The following is a 15,460-nucleotide window of genomic DNA, read 5'->3' as shown; positions in this document are numbered from 1 at the left end:
TCACATTGATTTTAAATGGAAATAAATGCAACCCGATAATCACTATCGTAAGGCATACCATTCCTTATGCTTCAACGGGTTGGCCATTGCACCCAAAATATCGGAAATCACGTTAACAATAATCACCAGCGAACCAATCACCATGACGCCTGCTGAAATGGCGGCGTAATCCTGCTGACGAATGGCGTTAATGAGCCACCGGCCCAGACCTGGCCAGCTAAAGACCATCTCGGTGATCATCGCCAGGGTCAGCATGGTCGAAAACTGCAGCCCAAGGCGCGGAATAACCGGCGGGAGCGCGTTGTGCAGTACGTGACGACGCAAGATAGTCAGGCGTGAAAGCCCGCGCGTGGCCGCAGCTTTAACGTAGTTCTGATCAAACACTTCCATGGTGCTCAGGCGCATCAGGCGGATCACTTCGGTTGTTGGCGCCACCGCAAGCGTTAGCACCGGCAACACCATATGACGCAGGGCGCTGACGATCATTTCGTGACGCCAGACGGAATCAGATAGCCATGCATCAATAATGGCGAAACCGGTCACCGATTTAACCGTGTAGAGGAGGTCAAAGCGGCCTGAAACCGGCAGCCAGCCCATCGTCAGAGAGAAGAAAAGCGTCAGCAACAGCGCCAGCCAGAAGACCGGGATAGAAAAGCCGAGCAGGGCGAGGGCGCTGATAAATTTATCCTGCCATTTATTGCGATAAATCCCCGCCAGCATGCCCACCGGAATGCCCACCATCAGGGCAAAGCCGAAGGCCAGAATGCAGAGTTCCATCGTGGCCGGGAACACGTCTTTCAACTGCTCAGAGATAAGCTGTCCGTTGATACTGGAGACGCCAAAATCCCAGTGCAGCAGGCCGTTGAACCAGAACAGCCAGGCATCCCACAGCGACGATCCCTGAAGCGGGGCGTGCGGCGTAAAGTAGCTCAGGCTGAAGCCCACGAAGGTCAGTAAAAAGAGCGTCACCAGCAGTAACAGGAGTCGACGCAAGGTAAAAATGATCATGGTTTTTTCACCTCTTGTTCTTTTTCACGGTCGACCCCGGCGAAGGAGGCGTTGCCAAACGGGCTCAATACCAGGCCTTTAATATCGTAACGATAGGCCTGCAGACGCAGGGAAGAGGCCAGCGGCAGCACGGGCAGTTCCTTAGCGAGGATCTTTTGCGCTTCATCATAGGCATCAATGCGTGACGAGAGCTGTTGTGACGCCAGCGCTTTTTGCAGAACGGCGTCAAACTCGCGGTTGCACCAGTGAGCGTAGTTGGTCTGTGAGTTTATTGCCGCGCAGCTTAACAACGGACGGAAGAAACTGTCCGGGTCGTTACTGTCAGTCGCCCAGCCCGTCAGCGTGAGGTCATGGTTCATATCCATCAGGCGCGCTTCCTGGAAACGCCCTTCAACCGGAACGATGATCACTTTTACACCGACCTGCGCCATATCAGCCTGCAGCAGCTCGGCGGTTTTCAGCGGGCTAGGGTTCCATGCCTGAGAGCTGGTCGGTACCCAGAGCTGCAGCGTCAGGTTTTCAGCGCCCAACGCTTTAAGCTGTTCGCGTGCTTTTGCCGGATTGTATTCCGTGATTTTGGCTTCACCGTCATACGCCCACGAGGCGCGCGGTAAAATAGAGGCGGCGGTTTCCGCGGTGCCGTAATAAATGGACTGCATCAAACGCTGGTTGTTAATGGCCAGCGCCAGTGCATGACGAACTGCCGGGTTATTCAGCGGTGGCTTATCGGTGTTAAAAGCAAGATAAGCAATGTTCATACCCGGGCGAAGCGTCAGGCGCAGGCGCGGATCGTCGCGTAAAATAGTGAGCTGGCTGGCGGCAGGCCAGGCCAGCACGTCACATTCGCCGGTCAGCAGCTTTGAGAGCCGTCCTGTACCGCCAGACCCGAGGTCGACCACAACCTGCGGCATCAGCGGCGTGCCGCGCCAGAAGTGTTCGTGGCGCTGCAGGCGAATATATTGTCCGGCGCGGTATTCGGCCAGCTGGAACGGACCGGTGCCGACCGGCTGGCGGTCAAGCAGCTCCTGACGATCCTGCTTGTTCAGCTTTGCCGCGTACTCAGCGGACATGACGGACGCATAGTGGGTCGCCAGATGCCAGAGGAAAGAGGCATCCGGGCGCGTCAGGGAAAATTCAACCGTCCGGTTATCCAGTTTGCGCACGCTTTTAACGGTGTCGGCAAACTGCAGGCTGTCGAAATAGGGGAAGTTCCCCCCGTTGACGTTATGCCAGGGGTGATGGCGGTTGAAGATACGCTGGAACGTAAAGACCACATCGTCTGCATTCAGCTTGCGCGTGGGGGTAAACCACGGCGTATGCTGAAACGCAACGTCATCACGCAGACGGAAACGGTAAGTTGCGCCGTTGTCCAGCACCTCCCAGCTTTCCGCCAGCTCCGGCACCAGACGGTAGGTGTACGGATCAACATCAAGCAGACGGTCGTAAAGCTGAGCGGCGAGAGTATCCACAATCAGGCCGCTACCCGCTTTTTGTGGGTTGAAGGTATCAACCTGTCCGCTGACGCAGTAGACGAAGCCACTGTCACGAATATCAGGCTGCTCAGTTGGCTCGGGGGCAGCAAAGGCCTGGCTACTGAACAGACTGAGTGCAAAAAAGGACGATAAAACCAGACGCATAATTTTTAAGGTATGATATGTTAAGTGGCTATCTTACTAATATTAAACGAAATTATCCAGTGTCGTTTATCCCTGAGGGCATCCTGGGGGCAGTAGCGTTTGCAGTCGCTCATTCAGCATACCAACCTGATCGGCATTCATACCGACTCTCCACTTTGAATATACCTCATAAACCATCTTAGCATTTTCATGCCCTGTCTGACTCGCTATAAACGAAGGATTCGCCCCGACAGACCGTATGCGGTTAGCAACTGTGTGCGTGATTGGCTGATGGAACTCACGGCAGACATCTTCCCGTTACCTCGCGATGCGATATTGGGTGGGCAATAAATCCCCTATAATAAAGTGCGCGCGGTTTATCCTGTGCAAGCATGATGCGATGGCTTGAATTATTATTGAGTCGATGTATTACAATAAGAAATATTCACTAAACGTATACTTGCTTAATTAATGGTTGCGTTACGAGTAATGTTGATTTATATACTGACCCTCTGTTCCTGCAATTTGGCAGGGCGAAAGAAAAAAGAATAAAATGAATCATCATAACATCTAAGAAAATTACAGTTTTCTGTTGGGGCATACCGAACGGCACTGCACCTGATTGTCTGCTTTTTTTATATTTAATGTTAAATCTTTTTCATCATGGACGTCTCGCGTCTTTCTCATGGCATGAGAAGTGACCAAAACATCAGAGAGTTAGGGAATGATTGAACCTTTGGGGCTAATTAAGAATTTTGCACGCGTTCGCACGCGCATATTCGTGACGATTGCGTTTTTCTCATCGGTCATAAATATACTGATGCTGGCACCATCTATTTATATGTTGCAGGTTTACGATCGCGCGCTGTCATCCGGGAATACCACAACGCTTTTTATGTTGACGCTGCTGGTGTTATTTATGTTTGCCGTCATGGCACTCCTTGATTACGCGCGTGGCATCGTCATCATCCGATTGGGTAATCAATTTGATAATGCGCTTTCGCCTGCACTCTATACCGCTGCATGTGAAAGTAATCTTGTTAAGCACAGCCCGAATGCCGGGCAGGCTATCAGCGACCTCACCGTTATACGCCAGTTTGTTACCGGCCCGGCGTTATTTGCGGTTTTTGATTCCATTTGGTTTCCTGTTTACCTCGGCGTTATTTTTCTTTTTAACACCTGGCTCGGGGTGTTCTCGCTTTCAGGCGCATGTCTGCTGCTGGCCCTGGCGTTTATTAACGAAAAAACGACGCGTCAGCTTTTGAATGAAGCGGGGGGGTATGCCTTGATCTCAAATCACCAGGCTAACAGCTCCTTACAATCTGCTGAGACGCTGCATGCCCTGGGGATGACTGACAACGTGAAGGCGCGCTGGTGGCGCGGACATCAACAGTTCCTTTATTGCCAGAGTGCGGCCAGTGAACGCGCTGTATTGATGTCTGCCGTCACCAAAACCGTACGCATGGCGCTTCAGTCCCTGATGTTGGGGCTGGGCTGCTGGCTGGCGATTCTGGGAGACATCTCGCCGGGTATGATGATCGCGGGCTCAATTTTGCTCGGAAGAGCGCTGTCACCGGTGGAACAACTCATCAGCGTGGCGAAAGGCTACCGGTCAGCTCGTCTGGCATGGGAACGCGTGGTTCGTCTGACGGGAGACTTTCCCCCGGCGCAGGAGAGCATACGCCTGCCGGCTGCGCAGGGAGTGCTCACGGTGGAGAATGTCACCGTTTTTCCTCCGGGAAACCCCCGGCAACCCATACTGCAAAACATCACTCTGCGGGTAAACCCGGGTGAGGTGCTGGGAATTGTGGGAGCCAGTGCATCGGGGAAATCCTGTCTCGCCAGAGTGTTGTGCGGTGTCTGGCCTGCCGGAGAGGGGGATGTCAGGCTGGATGGGGCAGATATTTACCAGTGGCAGAAGCAGAAGCCTGGTCCCGGAATCGGCTACTTGCCGCAGGACGTTACGCTTTTCACGGGAACCCTCGCTGAGAATATTGCCCAGTTTGGGGAGATTGATTCAACGCAACTGATCGCCACGGCAAAGCTGGCCGGGATCCACGACATGATTTTGCGTATGCCTGACGGGTATAACACCCTGACCGGCGAGCAGGGGATGGCCCTGTCAGGTGGGCAAAAACAGCGCATTGGCCTGGCCCGGGCGCTGTACGGTAATCCGGCACTGGTGATCCTTGATGAGCCCAACGCTCACCTCGATGAATCGGGTGAGCAGGCTTTGCAGCAGGTTATCCGGCAGCTCCGGCAGCAGAAAAAAAGCGTCGTCATCATTTCTCATCGTCCGGGAATATTGCCGCTGACCAGCCATCTGCTCGTCCTCGAAGGCGGAAAAACCAAGCTTTATGGCCCAACGGCACAACTCTTACAGCAATCAGCTCGCCCGGTAAATAAGACAAACAGCGTCCCTGCTGAACAAGGAAGAGTCCATGCATAATAGCGATGCGCAGAAGACGCCCCTTGTTGACGTCGTTCCGTTTGTCCGCCTTGGCTGGGTAGTGTTGCTGGCAGGTCTGGGATCTTTCTTGCTCTGGGCGGCACTGGCGCCGCTGGATAAAGGTGTTGTTTCCACCGGAACCGTGGTGGTGGACGGCTACCGTAAGGCCGTTCAGGCACCCACAGGCGGTGTGGTGACAAGCATCGCCGTCAAAGAGGGGCAGACGGTACATAAAGGCGACCTGCTGGTGCTGCTCAGCCAGCAATCGTCGCTCGCCCAACTCTCCGCTGCGCGCCAGCATTATCTGACGTCGCTCATTGCTGAAAGCCGCCTGCAGTCTGAGCTGGCGGGCATGCAAACGCTGACCTTACCCCCTGAGACAGAAGACGAAGCCCTGCGGGATGCGATCAAGCCCATAGTGGCTCAGCAACGCCAGCTTATGCATGCCCGGCAGGAGGCGCTGAAAAATGCTCAGGAAAATGACGCTCAGGCCATTGCAGGGCTGGCTCGCCAGCGCGATTCGCTTGCCAGAACCTGCGAGACGAAAGCGCAAGGACTCGCACTGTTAAATCGTCAACTCAAAGACCTGAAACCACTAATGGAAGAGGGCTATTTCCCCCGTAACCGCTATCTCGATATCCAGGTGCAATCGGCGTCTCTGGCGGGCGAGGTGGGTGAAACCCGCAGCAAAATCGTAGAGTTAGGGAATCAGATCGCCCAGCTCAAACGCGGCATGCAGCAGCGGTTGATTGACAACCGGAAAGATATTGAAACGCAAATTGACCAGCTTCGCCTGCAGGTCAGCGAGAGCAAAAAACAGCTGACGCTCTCCGGTGTCGATCTCTCCCTGACCCGCGTCGTCGCACCGCAGGATGGCGTGGTAATGAACCTCGCGCTTGCCAGCGACAGCGCGGTGGTGAGTGCGGGCGAGCAGCTACTGGAAATTGTCCCGCAGGCCTCCCCCCTGATTATCGACTCACAAATTGACGTCGCCCTGATCGATAAAGTCCATAAGGGCATGCCCGTTACCCTGATGTTTACCGCCTTCAACCAGCAAAGCACGCCGAAAATCCCGGCCCAGGTGTTGCTGGTGTCAGCGGATCGCCAGACCGATCCCACCACCCAGCAGCCCTACTACAAGATTCAGATCGCCGTTACGCCGGAGGGGATGAAAAAGCTGAAGAGCGAGGAGGTTAAACCGGGTATGCCAGTAGAGGTCTTTATTAAAGCCGGAGAGCGCTCGCTGTTGAGCTATCTGCTGAAACCCATTGTGGATCGTGCATCGCGGTCGTTCATCGAGGAGTAAAGATGCTTACCGCAAAATTCATACCTGTTGTGTATCTGCTCGCGCTGATGACGTCCTTTTCAGCAGGTGCGCTGACACTGACTCAGGGCTGGTTCATGGCGCTGGACAACGATCCGCAATACCGCGCTGCCGTGAAGGATCAGCTTGCCGGAGAAGAGTACATCCCCATCGGTCGCGCCGGGTTACTGCCAAAAGTCAGCGTTAGCTATCAACGCGCACCGCGTAACTGGCAGCGGCAGCAGTACCAGCAGACAAATTTGTTGGGGGAGCGTTCTGAGGTGGTGCAACATCAACAATATGACAGTTATTCGGGATCGGTTACCGTTGTTCAGCCGCTGTTTGATTACGATGCCTATGCGGGGTATCGCATCGGCATTATCAAAAAAATGCAGTCTGATGAACGCTACCGAAGCAGTCTGATTGATCTGCAAAACCGCTTCATTACCGCCTGGCTGGATCTTACCGAGGCGCATCAACGGCTCCAGCTTGCGACTCTGCATCGTCAGGGGCTGGAAGAGCAGAAAAAGCAGGCTCAGCGACAGTTCGAGGCCGGTGAGGGCGCAGTAACGGATGTCACCGAGACCGCCTCTGCGCTCAGCCTGGCGATTGCGGATGAGGTGGAGGCGCGTGATACGCTGGATACGGCTAACGTTGCGTTATCAGCGATCGTGGGCGTGGATCTCTCGCAGACGGCAGCGCTGCCGATACTCGGTGAAAAGCCGCTTAAGCTGCCGCTGGCATCAGGAGACTATCGATACTGGGAACAAAAGGCGGCCGCGCATAATCCCGATATCCTTTCTGCCGGACATAACGTGGAAGAAAAACGCTATGAAATTGAACGCAGCCGCGCTGGCGCGCTTCCCCGGGTACAGCTTTACGCGATGCATTCGGAGAACGATTCAAGCAACGACAATACCATTCATCAGAAATATCGTACCGACAGCATAGGCCTGCGCGTCAGCATGGATCTCTTTTCCGGGGGCGGCGTTTCAGCGTCCCTGCGTCAGGCAGCGGCCCGCTATGAGCAGGCAAAATATCTTCACGATGCACAGCGGCTGGCGACCTACAGCGAAATTAAAAAATCCTTAAATAAATGCCTCCATGCGTCAGAGCGCCTTGCTGCCTATGCTTCCGCGGTGGACGCCGCCAGGCGACAGATTGAAGCGACGAAAAAAAGCATTCAGGCTGGTCAGCGCATGAATATCGATTTATTAAATGCAGAACAATCTTTCTATAAAACCAAAGTTGAGCTTACTGCAGAAAAACATGCTGTCATTAAGGCATGGGTCAGTTTGCTCGCGCAGACGGGCGAAATAAACAATGATAACGTTATGTTACTTGATTCGTATTTTGCTCAATGATTGTTGATAATAAACAGAGGGACGACTATGCCTGTATTCGATTATCAGGGCGAGAAAAACACGCAGCTTATTAAGGATGCACTGACCATTGAAAGTATCAATTTTGGTGCAGCCACGTATGCTGATTATACCTATACAGAAGAAAATGGCTGGAAAGTATTAGACGGGACCACGCTTAACTACAGCGGCTGTACTAATCCCTATGGTGCTTTTTATGGCGAAAGTCTTCTTGAAACCAGTGCCGAATGCAACGTTATGGGAAAATATGACGCCAATGGCAAGCTGGTCAATATAGGCATTAGCTTCTGGGGGACGGGCACTTACGCCAGCGCGCCTTCACTTCAGCATACCATCAATACCGCGATGGATACCGTCAGCGACGTATTATCTGCACTGGTCGACGGCTATGCGGATAACTATGTTCTCAACGCGTATAAAAACCTCATGAGTTCGGTGGCCGCGTTTGCCACGGCAAATGGCCTGACCGGTAATGACATCATCATTACCGGACATAGTCTTGGCGGACTGGCTGTTAACAGCATGGCAACCCTGTCCGCACAGGGCCAGTGGGGTGGTTTCTTTGAAGACGCAAGCTACGTCGCATTCGCCTCTCCGACTCAAAACCTGGCCGATGACAAAGTGCTTAATATTGGTTATGAGAACGATCCGGTATTTCGTGTGTTAACGGGTCATAGCTTGACGCTGGACAGTTTATTTAACCACGACACGCCGCTTGAAACCTGCACCAACAACATCGTCTCCTTTAATGATTACTATGCCGGCCTGACCAACGATTGTAAGATCTTTTCGATCGCGAATATGGCGTCCTGGGCCGGGCACTCCGGTCAGGGCTATACGGACGGTGCATTACGAATTATGGATTCTGAAATCTATGATTTCACCCATCAAAATTCCAATATCATTGTTTCTAATCTTTCTGAAGCATACCGTTCCACGACCTGGGTTTCGGATCTCAATAAATCCGTAACGCATGTGGGGTCGACATTTATTATTGGTACCGAAACAAATGATTTATTACAAGGCGGGAAGGGTAACGATTATCTCTGCGGTGGTGGCGGAGATGACAGTTTTAAAGATCACAGCGGCTACAACGTTATTTATGGTGGCACAGGGACTAACACCTACGTAACGGAATGTCATATTGCCGATTTTACGTTTAGCCACGATGCAGAAGGGACGCTGTACTTTAAATATTCCACCGGCGATATTACACGGGCGGAAGATATCCATTACGTTAACGCAGACCACACCTTGTTCAGCCTGTTTGGTATTAACATCAACCAGAACGCGACATGGCAGGTCACGGATTATGGCTTAGAAGGTGACAGTGGCTCAATCGCGTATGCGAAAAGCTATTACGCCGATACAGAGAACAGCTTCACTATCTCGACCGCCAGTAATGACAGCTGGTTCTATTCAGGAGCCAATGACAGTGAGATCAGCGTAAACGGTAACAACAACAATGTGGTTTCCGGGTATGCCGATGACGCCATCCACCTTAACGGTAGCGAAAACACGCTTCTCTTCTACGGTGATTTTGGTCATGACACGGTCTATAACCTCTCCGCCAGCGACAGCCTGATCTTTATGGCTAACCAGAACATTGCCGATAATGACAGCTATCTCAACCACCTGTCGTTTGAAGGTGATAATGCCTTACTCACCTACGGCGACAGCAGCGTCACGCTGGTCGGTGTGAATACCGATATGCTTTCGCAGATGCATATTGCGGTAGCATGACTCTTATCCCCGCGGGATCCTCGCGGGGATAAATCCCGTCATAATGGCTCTGCCCGTCAGCGCATCTGGTGCTTTTTGAGCAATGCTCTTAACTGGTGGTAGGTCAGCCCCAACAGTTCAGCCGCCCCTTTCTGGTTATATTTCGCCATCCTCAGGCTCTGCTCCAGTAGCTGTTGTTCCTGCTTATGCTGAAACTGGCGCAGATCGAGCGGGAGTGAGGGCCCATCGTTCGAACGCGCCGGGGCGGTAACAGATGGCGCGTTACGCTGAAAAGGATCGAGAATAATGTTGTCCAGTTCCGTTTCGCTGCTGCCGTGACGGTAGACAGAGCGTTCGACGACGTTCTTCAGCTCGCGAATATTCCCCGGCCAGGGGTAGTTAAGCAGCGTCTCCCGGGCATTATCGCTAAAGCCCGGAAAGAGCGGCAGACCCAGCTCACGGCACATCTGAATGGCAAACTGTTCCGCCAGCAGCATAATATCGCTGCGCCGTTCACGCAGCGGTGGAAGCTGGACGACGTCAAAAGCGAGGCGGTCGAGCAGGTCGGCGCGAAATTTATCCTCAGCCACCATTTCCGGCAGGTTGGCATTTGTCGCACAGACCAGCCGCACGTTAACCTGTAGCGGCTGGCTGCCGCCGACGCGTTCCAGCTCGCCATATTCAATGACGCGCAACAATTTTTCCTGTACCAGCATTGGCGCGGTGGCCAGCTCGTCAAGGAACAGGGTGCCGCCGTCGGCACGCTCGAAACGGCCAGGATGGCGCTTTTGCGCCCCGGTAAAGGCTCCCGCTTCATGGCCGAACAGCTCGGTATCCAGCAGGTTCTCATTCAGCGCGGCGCAGTTAAGCGAAATAAAAGGACCATCCCAGCGCCCGGACAGATAGTGGAGTCGGTTGGCGATCAGCTCCTTGCCCGTGCCGCGCTCACCGATAATCAGCACCGGTTTGTTGAGAGGGGCGAGGCGTGAAACCTGCTCCAGTACTTCGAGAAAGCTGTTAGCCTCACCGAGTAAATTGTCTTTATATTCAGCCATGATGAAATTAACCACTCCTTAGCGAGATTCACCAGGTGAGCTTAGTTCCAACGTGATCGAAAATCAATCACATTCAGTGAAATCAATAAGATAAAAAGTTGGCACGGGAATTGTATTATCTGTACAGCAGGGCATCGCCCGATAACAGAAATGTGAGGATTGAATTATGGGTATTTTTTCTCGTTTTGCCGACATCGTGAACGCCAACATCAACTCGCTGCTTGAGAAAGCGGAAGATCCGCAAAAGCTGGTGCGTCTGATGATTCAGGAAATGGAAGATACACTGGTTGAAGTGCGTTCTACCTCCGCCCGTGCGCTGGCTGAGAAAAAGCAGTTAACCCGCCGTATTGAGCAGGCTACCGCCCAGCTTAATGAATGGCAGGAAAAAGCCGAACTGGCGCTGCGTAAAGATAAAGAAGATCTGGCCCGTGCCGCATTGATTGAAAAACAGAAACTGGCGGATATGGTTACCGCGCTGGAACATGAAGTTACGCTGGTGGACGACACGCTCACCCGTATGAAGAAAGAGATTGGCGAGCTTGAGAACAAGCTGAGCGAAACCCGTGCGCGTCAGCAGGCACTTACGCTGCGTCACCAGGCGGCAAACTCTTCCCGCGATGTACGCCGTCAGCTGGACAGCGGTAAGCTTGATGAAGCAATGGCGCGTTTTGAGTCCTTCGAACGTCGTATCGATCAGATGGAAGCGGAAGCGGAAAGCCACAGCATCGGTAAGCAAAAATCGCTCGATCAGCAGTTCGCCGATCTGAAAGCCGACGATGAAATCAGCGAGCAGCTGGCGGCCCTGAAAGCCAAAATGAAGCAAGACAATCAATAATAATTCATGCGGCACCTGAGCGTGCCGCCACGCATCGTACGACAAGGAGTACACATGAGCGCGCTTTTTCTCGCTATTCCCCTGACCATTTTCGTGCTGTTCGTGCTGCCGATTTGGTTATGGCTGCACTACAGCAACCGTTCTTCACGGGACGCCCTTTCCCAGAGCGAGCAACAACGTCTGGTACAGCTGTCCGATCAGGCGAGTAAGATGCGTGAACGTATTCAGGCGCTGGAAGCTATCCTGGATGCGGAACACCCGAACTGGAGGGAGCGTTAATGTCAGGACTGAATCTGAATAAAAAGCTGTGGCGGATCCCACAGCAGGGCATGGTTCGCGGCGTCTGTGCGGGGCTTGCCCACTATCTGGATGTACCGGTTAAGCTGGTGCGCGTGGTAACGGTGTTATCGATTTTCTTCGGTCTGGCGTTTATCACTCTGGTGGCGTACATCGTATTGTCGTTTGTGCTCGACCCCATGCCGGAAGGTGAACTGGCTGCAGAAGGCGCACCGAGCAGTAGTGACATTCTGAACCAGGTGGATGCTGAACTGGCCGCAGGTGAAAAGCGGTTGCGCGAAATGGAACGTTACGTCACGTCTGATACCTTTACGCTGAGAAGTCGTTTTCGTCAGCTTTAAGAGAGAACATAGATGAACAAAAACTGGCAACAGGCCGGTCAGAAGGTAAAACCCGGCCTGAAAATCGCAGGTAAACTGGTCCTGCTGACGGCGTTACGTTATGGTCCGGCAGGCGTGGCTGGCTGGGCAATAAAATCTGTTGCCCGTAAGCCGGTAAGACTGTTGCTGGCCGTGGCGCTGGAGCCGCTGCTGCAAAAACTGGCCAAACGTTTTTCCCGTCGATACTTATCCTGATCCCCATGTATACCGCAGTCTTTCTCTTATGAGAGGAGGGCTGCTGGCATTTCTCTTCGTTTTTTCCCTTTTCTGTCTTTCTTTGCGGCAGCTCACATTACTGCGCTGAGTTGCCTTGAGAAGACGTTTTTACCCGCTCAGGTCCGTTGACAGATATTTTTCATGGGAGTAGATTGCGTTCCGTGGGACCGCTACCATGGAAAAATAAAGTGAACGATAAAATTAAAAATTTAATCAATCTTGTTTACGGTGAATCGTTTTCAGAGGCGCACCGTGAAACACTGTCAGGGAAAATCTCCAGAGCTGCTGCTGTTATTACCGAAAGGCGTAAATCCGGTTGGGATGAAAAAGATATCGTCCTGATAACCTATGCCGAACAGTTCTACAATAAAGGGGAGAAAGCGCTGCCTGTTTTTACCCGCTTTTATAACAAATGGCTTTCTCGTTCATTTTCTCATGTGCATCTTTTACCTTTTTACCCGTGGTCCTCTGATGATGGTTTTTCCGTTATCGATTACCATGACGTTGCGCCTGAAACGGGAACATGGCAAGACGTTGCTGAATTAAAACAATATGCCAGTTTAATGTTCGATTTTGTTTGCAACCATATGTCAGCGAAAAGCCAATGGTTCGCTCATTATCTTGCGCAAAAACCGGGCTATGAAGATTTCTTTATTTCCGTGGATCCGCAAACTGATTTATCTGCTGTGACACGGCCTCGCGCATTGCCTCTCCTGACACCTTTTACACTTGATGACGGAAGCGTTCGGCATCTGTGGACGACCTTCAGCGATGATCAGATTGACCTCAATTTCGCCTCTCCTGAGGTGTTGATTGCAATGGTGGATGTGCTTCTCCATTACCTGATGGAAGGAGCGCGCTATATCCGCCTTGATGCGGTCGGTTTTATGTGGAAGATCCCTGGAACAAGCTGCATCCATCTTGAACAAACGCACCGTTTGATTCAGCTCTTCCGCGCCATTACGGACGCTGTGGCACCGGGTACGGTGATCATCACTGAGACCAATGTCCCGCATAAAGACAACGTTTCTTACTTTGGTGACGGCAAGAATGAAGCCCAGATGGTGTATCAGTTCTCCTTGCCACCACTGGTTCTGCATGCCGTTCATCGTCAGGATGTACGGGCACTTTGTCAGTGGGCCTCATCGCTGGAACTGCCGTCAAAGCAAACCACCTGGTTTAACTTTTTGGCTTCGCACGACGGGATTGGACTTAATCCGTTACGCGGAATTTTACCGGAATCGGAAATTCTGTCGCTGGTAGAAACACTCCAGCAGGAAGGTGCGATGGTTAACTGGAAAAATAACCCTGACGGTACGCGCAGCCCGTATGAAATCAATGTAACCTATCTGGATGCATTAAGTGCTAAGAAGGATGAAGATACTCTGCGCATCGCCCGTTTTATTCTGGCTCATGCCGTTCTGTTGAGTTTCCCGGGTGTACCTGCAATCTATATTCAGAGTATTATTGGCTCCCGTAATGATTATGAGGGTGTGGAGCGGTTAGGGTATAATAGAGCAATAAACCGAAAGAAATATCAGGCCGGTGAAATTGATCATAAACTCGACGATATTAATAGCCTTCGTCATAAAGTTTATTCGGGATTGAGTGCGTTAATTTCGTTACGCCGTCAGGAAAAAGCGTTCCACCCGGACAGTCAGGCGCGCTTTGAAACATCCGGGGAGCATGTTTTGAAAATAGTTCGCATTGCCGATAACGGCGAGCGAATTACAGCACTCTTTAATTTCAGTAATGATATTCAGCACCTCACTTCAAATAGTCAGGCAGGAAAAGATTTAATAACCGGGAACAATATTAACGATACGACGTTGACCCTAAATCCATGGCAGGTTATGTGGATTAAAGAAAACTAAAAAAGGACCTTAACAATGAAAATGCCGAGAATTGTGCTGATTTCAGCACTGGTTTCGTGCGCCCTGTTAGCAGGCTGCAAGGACGACACACAATCTTCTGTGACCATCGAGTTTATGCATTCGTCGGTGGAACAGGAACGTCAGGCCGTCATCACGAAACTGATTGAGAAATTCGAGAAAGAGAATCCCTCCATTACGGTGAAACAGGTGCCGGTGGAAGAGGATGCATACAACACCAAGGTCATTACCCTCGCGCGGACCGGCGCACTGCCGGAGGTGATTGAGGTCAGCCATGACTATGCAAAAGTGATGGATAAAGAGCAGTTGCTGGACCGTGACGCAATTGGCGAAGCCATTAAAGCCGTCGGTGAGAAGACATTTTATGACGGCATTCTCCGTGTTGTTCGCACGGAAGACGGCACCGCGTGGACGGGGGTGCCAATTAGCGCCTGGCTGTCAGGCGTCTGGTACCACAAAGATGTTCTCGCCGCGGCGGGTATTAAAGAGCCGCATAACTGGCAACAGCTGCTGAAAGCCAGTCAGATGCTCAACGACCCGGCTAAGAAACACTACGGTATCGCGCTTCCTACCGCTGAAAGCGTCATGACCGAGCAGGCCTTCTCCCAGTTTGCCCTTTCAGGTGGGGCAAACGTCTTCGACGCGCAGGGCAACATCCAGATCGATACGCCTGAAATGTTAAACGCGCTGGCGTTTTATAAAGAACTGGCGAAGAACACGATGCCAGGCTCGAACGACGTCATGGAGATCAAAGACGCGTTCATGAACGGTTCCGCGCCAATGGCGGTTTACTCCACCTACATTCTGCCTGCCGTGTTTAAAGAAGGGGATCCTGCCAACCTGGGCTTCGTGGTTCCAACGGAAAAATCGTCTGCGGTTTACGGCATGGTGACGTCGCTGACGATCACGACCGGCCAGACTGAAGAAGAAACCAAAGCCGCTGAGAAATTTGTGACATGGATGGAGCAGGCTCAGAACGCCTCGGACTGGGTCATGATGTCTCCGGGGGCGGCGTTACCGGTGAACAATCTGGTGGTGGATACCGAGAGCTGGAAAAACAACGAGGTCATCAAAGCCTTTGGTCAACTGCCGTATGAGCTGATCGCACAGTTCCCGAATGTGCAGGTATTTGGGGCCGTGGGCGACAAAAACTTTACCCGCATGGGCGACGTGACAGGTTCCGGCATCATCAGTTCGATGGTGCATAACGTGACGGTAGGTCAGCAAGACCTCAACACCACGTTAAGCAACAGCCAGAAACGCCTGACTGACCTGGTTTCACAACGATAGGAGCGCTTCTGCGGA

At 52.2% G+C, this 15,460-nt stretch carries 13 protein-coding genes; 10 read left to right on the top strand and 3 right to left on the bottom strand.

Going from position 1 to position 15,460, the window contains the following annotated elements:
- Nucleotides 1-42 precede the first annotated feature (42 nt).
- Both sapB and sapA read right to left on the bottom strand, forming a co-directional pair.
- Nucleotides 43-1,008, bottom strand: coding sequence for a putrescine export ABC transporter permease SapB (sapB, locus tag ACQG22_RS12600; RefSeq protein WP_013096396.1), 966 nt, complete (start codon nucleotides 1,006-1,008; stop codon nucleotides 43-45).
- On the bottom strand, nucleotides 1,005-2,645 hold the full coding sequence (gene sapA / locus ACQG22_RS12595) for an ABC transporter substrate-binding protein SapA (RefSeq protein WP_038419595.1): 1,641 nt from the start codon (nucleotides 2,643-2,645) through the stop codon (nucleotides 1,005-1,007). Before sapA ends, sapB begins: the two co-directional genes overlap by 4 nt.
- A 703-nt stretch (nucleotides 2,646-3,348) precedes the next feature.
- Between sapA and ACQG22_RS12590 the strand changes: the two genes are divergently transcribed.
- Genes ACQG22_RS12590 through ACQG22_RS12575 form a run of 4 tightly spaced genes read left to right on the top strand, consistent with a single transcriptional unit; the run spans nucleotide 3,349 to nucleotide 9,501 of the window.
- The gene (locus tag ACQG22_RS12590) at nucleotides 3,349-5,073 is read left to right on the top strand and encodes a type I secretion system permease/ATPase (RefSeq protein ID WP_201749300.1); all 1,725 of its coding nucleotides are present in this window, start codon (nucleotides 3,349-3,351) and stop codon (nucleotides 5,071-5,073) included.
- Nucleotides 5,066-6,379 (top strand): HlyD family type I secretion periplasmic adaptor subunit, encoded by a 1,314-nt coding sequence (locus ACQG22_RS12585; RefSeq protein ID WP_369706968.1) that lies wholly within the window; start codon nucleotides 5,066-5,068, stop codon nucleotides 6,377-6,379. The genes ACQG22_RS12590 and ACQG22_RS12585 overlap by 8 nt, the downstream gene beginning before the upstream one ends.
- Before the next feature lie 2 nt (nucleotides 6,380-6,381).
- The gene (locus tag ACQG22_RS12580; protein WP_139937466.1) at nucleotides 6,382-7,740 is read left to right on the top strand and encodes a TolC family outer membrane protein; all 1,359 of its coding nucleotides are present in this window, start codon (nucleotides 6,382-6,384) and stop codon (nucleotides 7,738-7,740) included.
- Nucleotides 7,741-7,767: 27 nt separating this feature from the next.
- The gene (locus ACQG22_RS12575; RefSeq protein WP_063252143.1) at nucleotides 7,768-9,501 is read left to right on the top strand and encodes a polyurethane esterase; all 1,734 of its coding nucleotides are present in this window, start codon (nucleotides 7,768-7,770) and stop codon (nucleotides 9,499-9,501) included.
- A gap of 56 nt (nucleotides 9,502-9,557) precedes the next feature.
- Here ACQG22_RS12575 and pspF read toward each other — a convergent pair whose 3' ends face one another.
- Nucleotides 9,558-10,535, bottom strand: a complete 978-nt coding sequence (gene pspF, locus ACQG22_RS12570; protein ID WP_047023082.1) for a phage shock protein operon transcriptional activator — start codon at nucleotides 10,533-10,535, stop codon at nucleotides 9,558-9,560.
- Between the two features lie 166 nt (nucleotides 10,536-10,701).
- On the opposite strand from pspF, the gene pspA reads away from it, so the two are divergent.
- From pspA to ACQG22_RS12540, 6 genes are all read left to right on the top strand, one after another.
- On the top strand, nucleotides 10,702-11,370 hold the full coding sequence (pspA, locus tag ACQG22_RS12565; protein ID WP_013096403.1) for a phage shock protein PspA: 669 nt from the start codon (nucleotides 10,702-10,704) through the stop codon (nucleotides 11,368-11,370).
- Between the two features lie 54 nt (nucleotides 11,371-11,424).
- Nucleotides 11,425-11,649, top strand: a complete 225-nt coding sequence (gene pspB / locus ACQG22_RS12560) for an envelope stress response membrane protein PspB (protein ID WP_062729464.1) — start codon at nucleotides 11,425-11,427, stop codon at nucleotides 11,647-11,649.
- Nucleotides 11,649-12,008: an envelope stress response membrane protein PspC gene (gene pspC, locus ACQG22_RS12555; RefSeq protein WP_013096405.1), complete on the top strand. Its 360-nt coding sequence runs from the start codon at nucleotides 11,649-11,651 to the stop codon at nucleotides 12,006-12,008. The genes pspB and pspC overlap by 1 nt, the downstream gene beginning before the upstream one ends.
- A gap of 12 nt (nucleotides 12,009-12,020) precedes the next feature.
- Entirely contained in the window at nucleotides 12,021-12,242 is a 222-nt protein-coding gene (gene pspD / locus ACQG22_RS12550) for a phage shock protein PspD (protein WP_013096406.1), read from the top strand.
- A 209-nt stretch (nucleotides 12,243-12,451) separates the two neighbouring features.
- Nucleotides 12,452-14,137 (top strand): sugar phosphorylase, encoded by a 1,686-nt coding sequence (locus ACQG22_RS12545; protein ID WP_369706967.1) that lies wholly within the window; start codon nucleotides 12,452-12,454, stop codon nucleotides 14,135-14,137.
- 15 nt (nucleotides 14,138-14,152) lie between these two features.
- Nucleotides 14,153-15,445: an ABC transporter substrate-binding protein gene (locus ACQG22_RS12540; protein ID WP_369706966.1), complete on the top strand. Its 1,293-nt coding sequence runs from the start codon at nucleotides 14,153-14,155 to the stop codon at nucleotides 15,443-15,445.
- Nucleotides 15,446-15,460: the final 15 nt, after the last annotated feature.

Source organism: Enterobacter cloacae complex sp. 309I3 (assembly GCF_050031595.1).
In the GTDB taxonomy this organism is placed as follows: Bacteria; Pseudomonadota; Gammaproteobacteria; order Enterobacterales; family Enterobacteriaceae; genus Enterobacter; species Enterobacter cloacae.
This window is presented reverse-complemented; position numbering and strand designations above follow the sequence as displayed.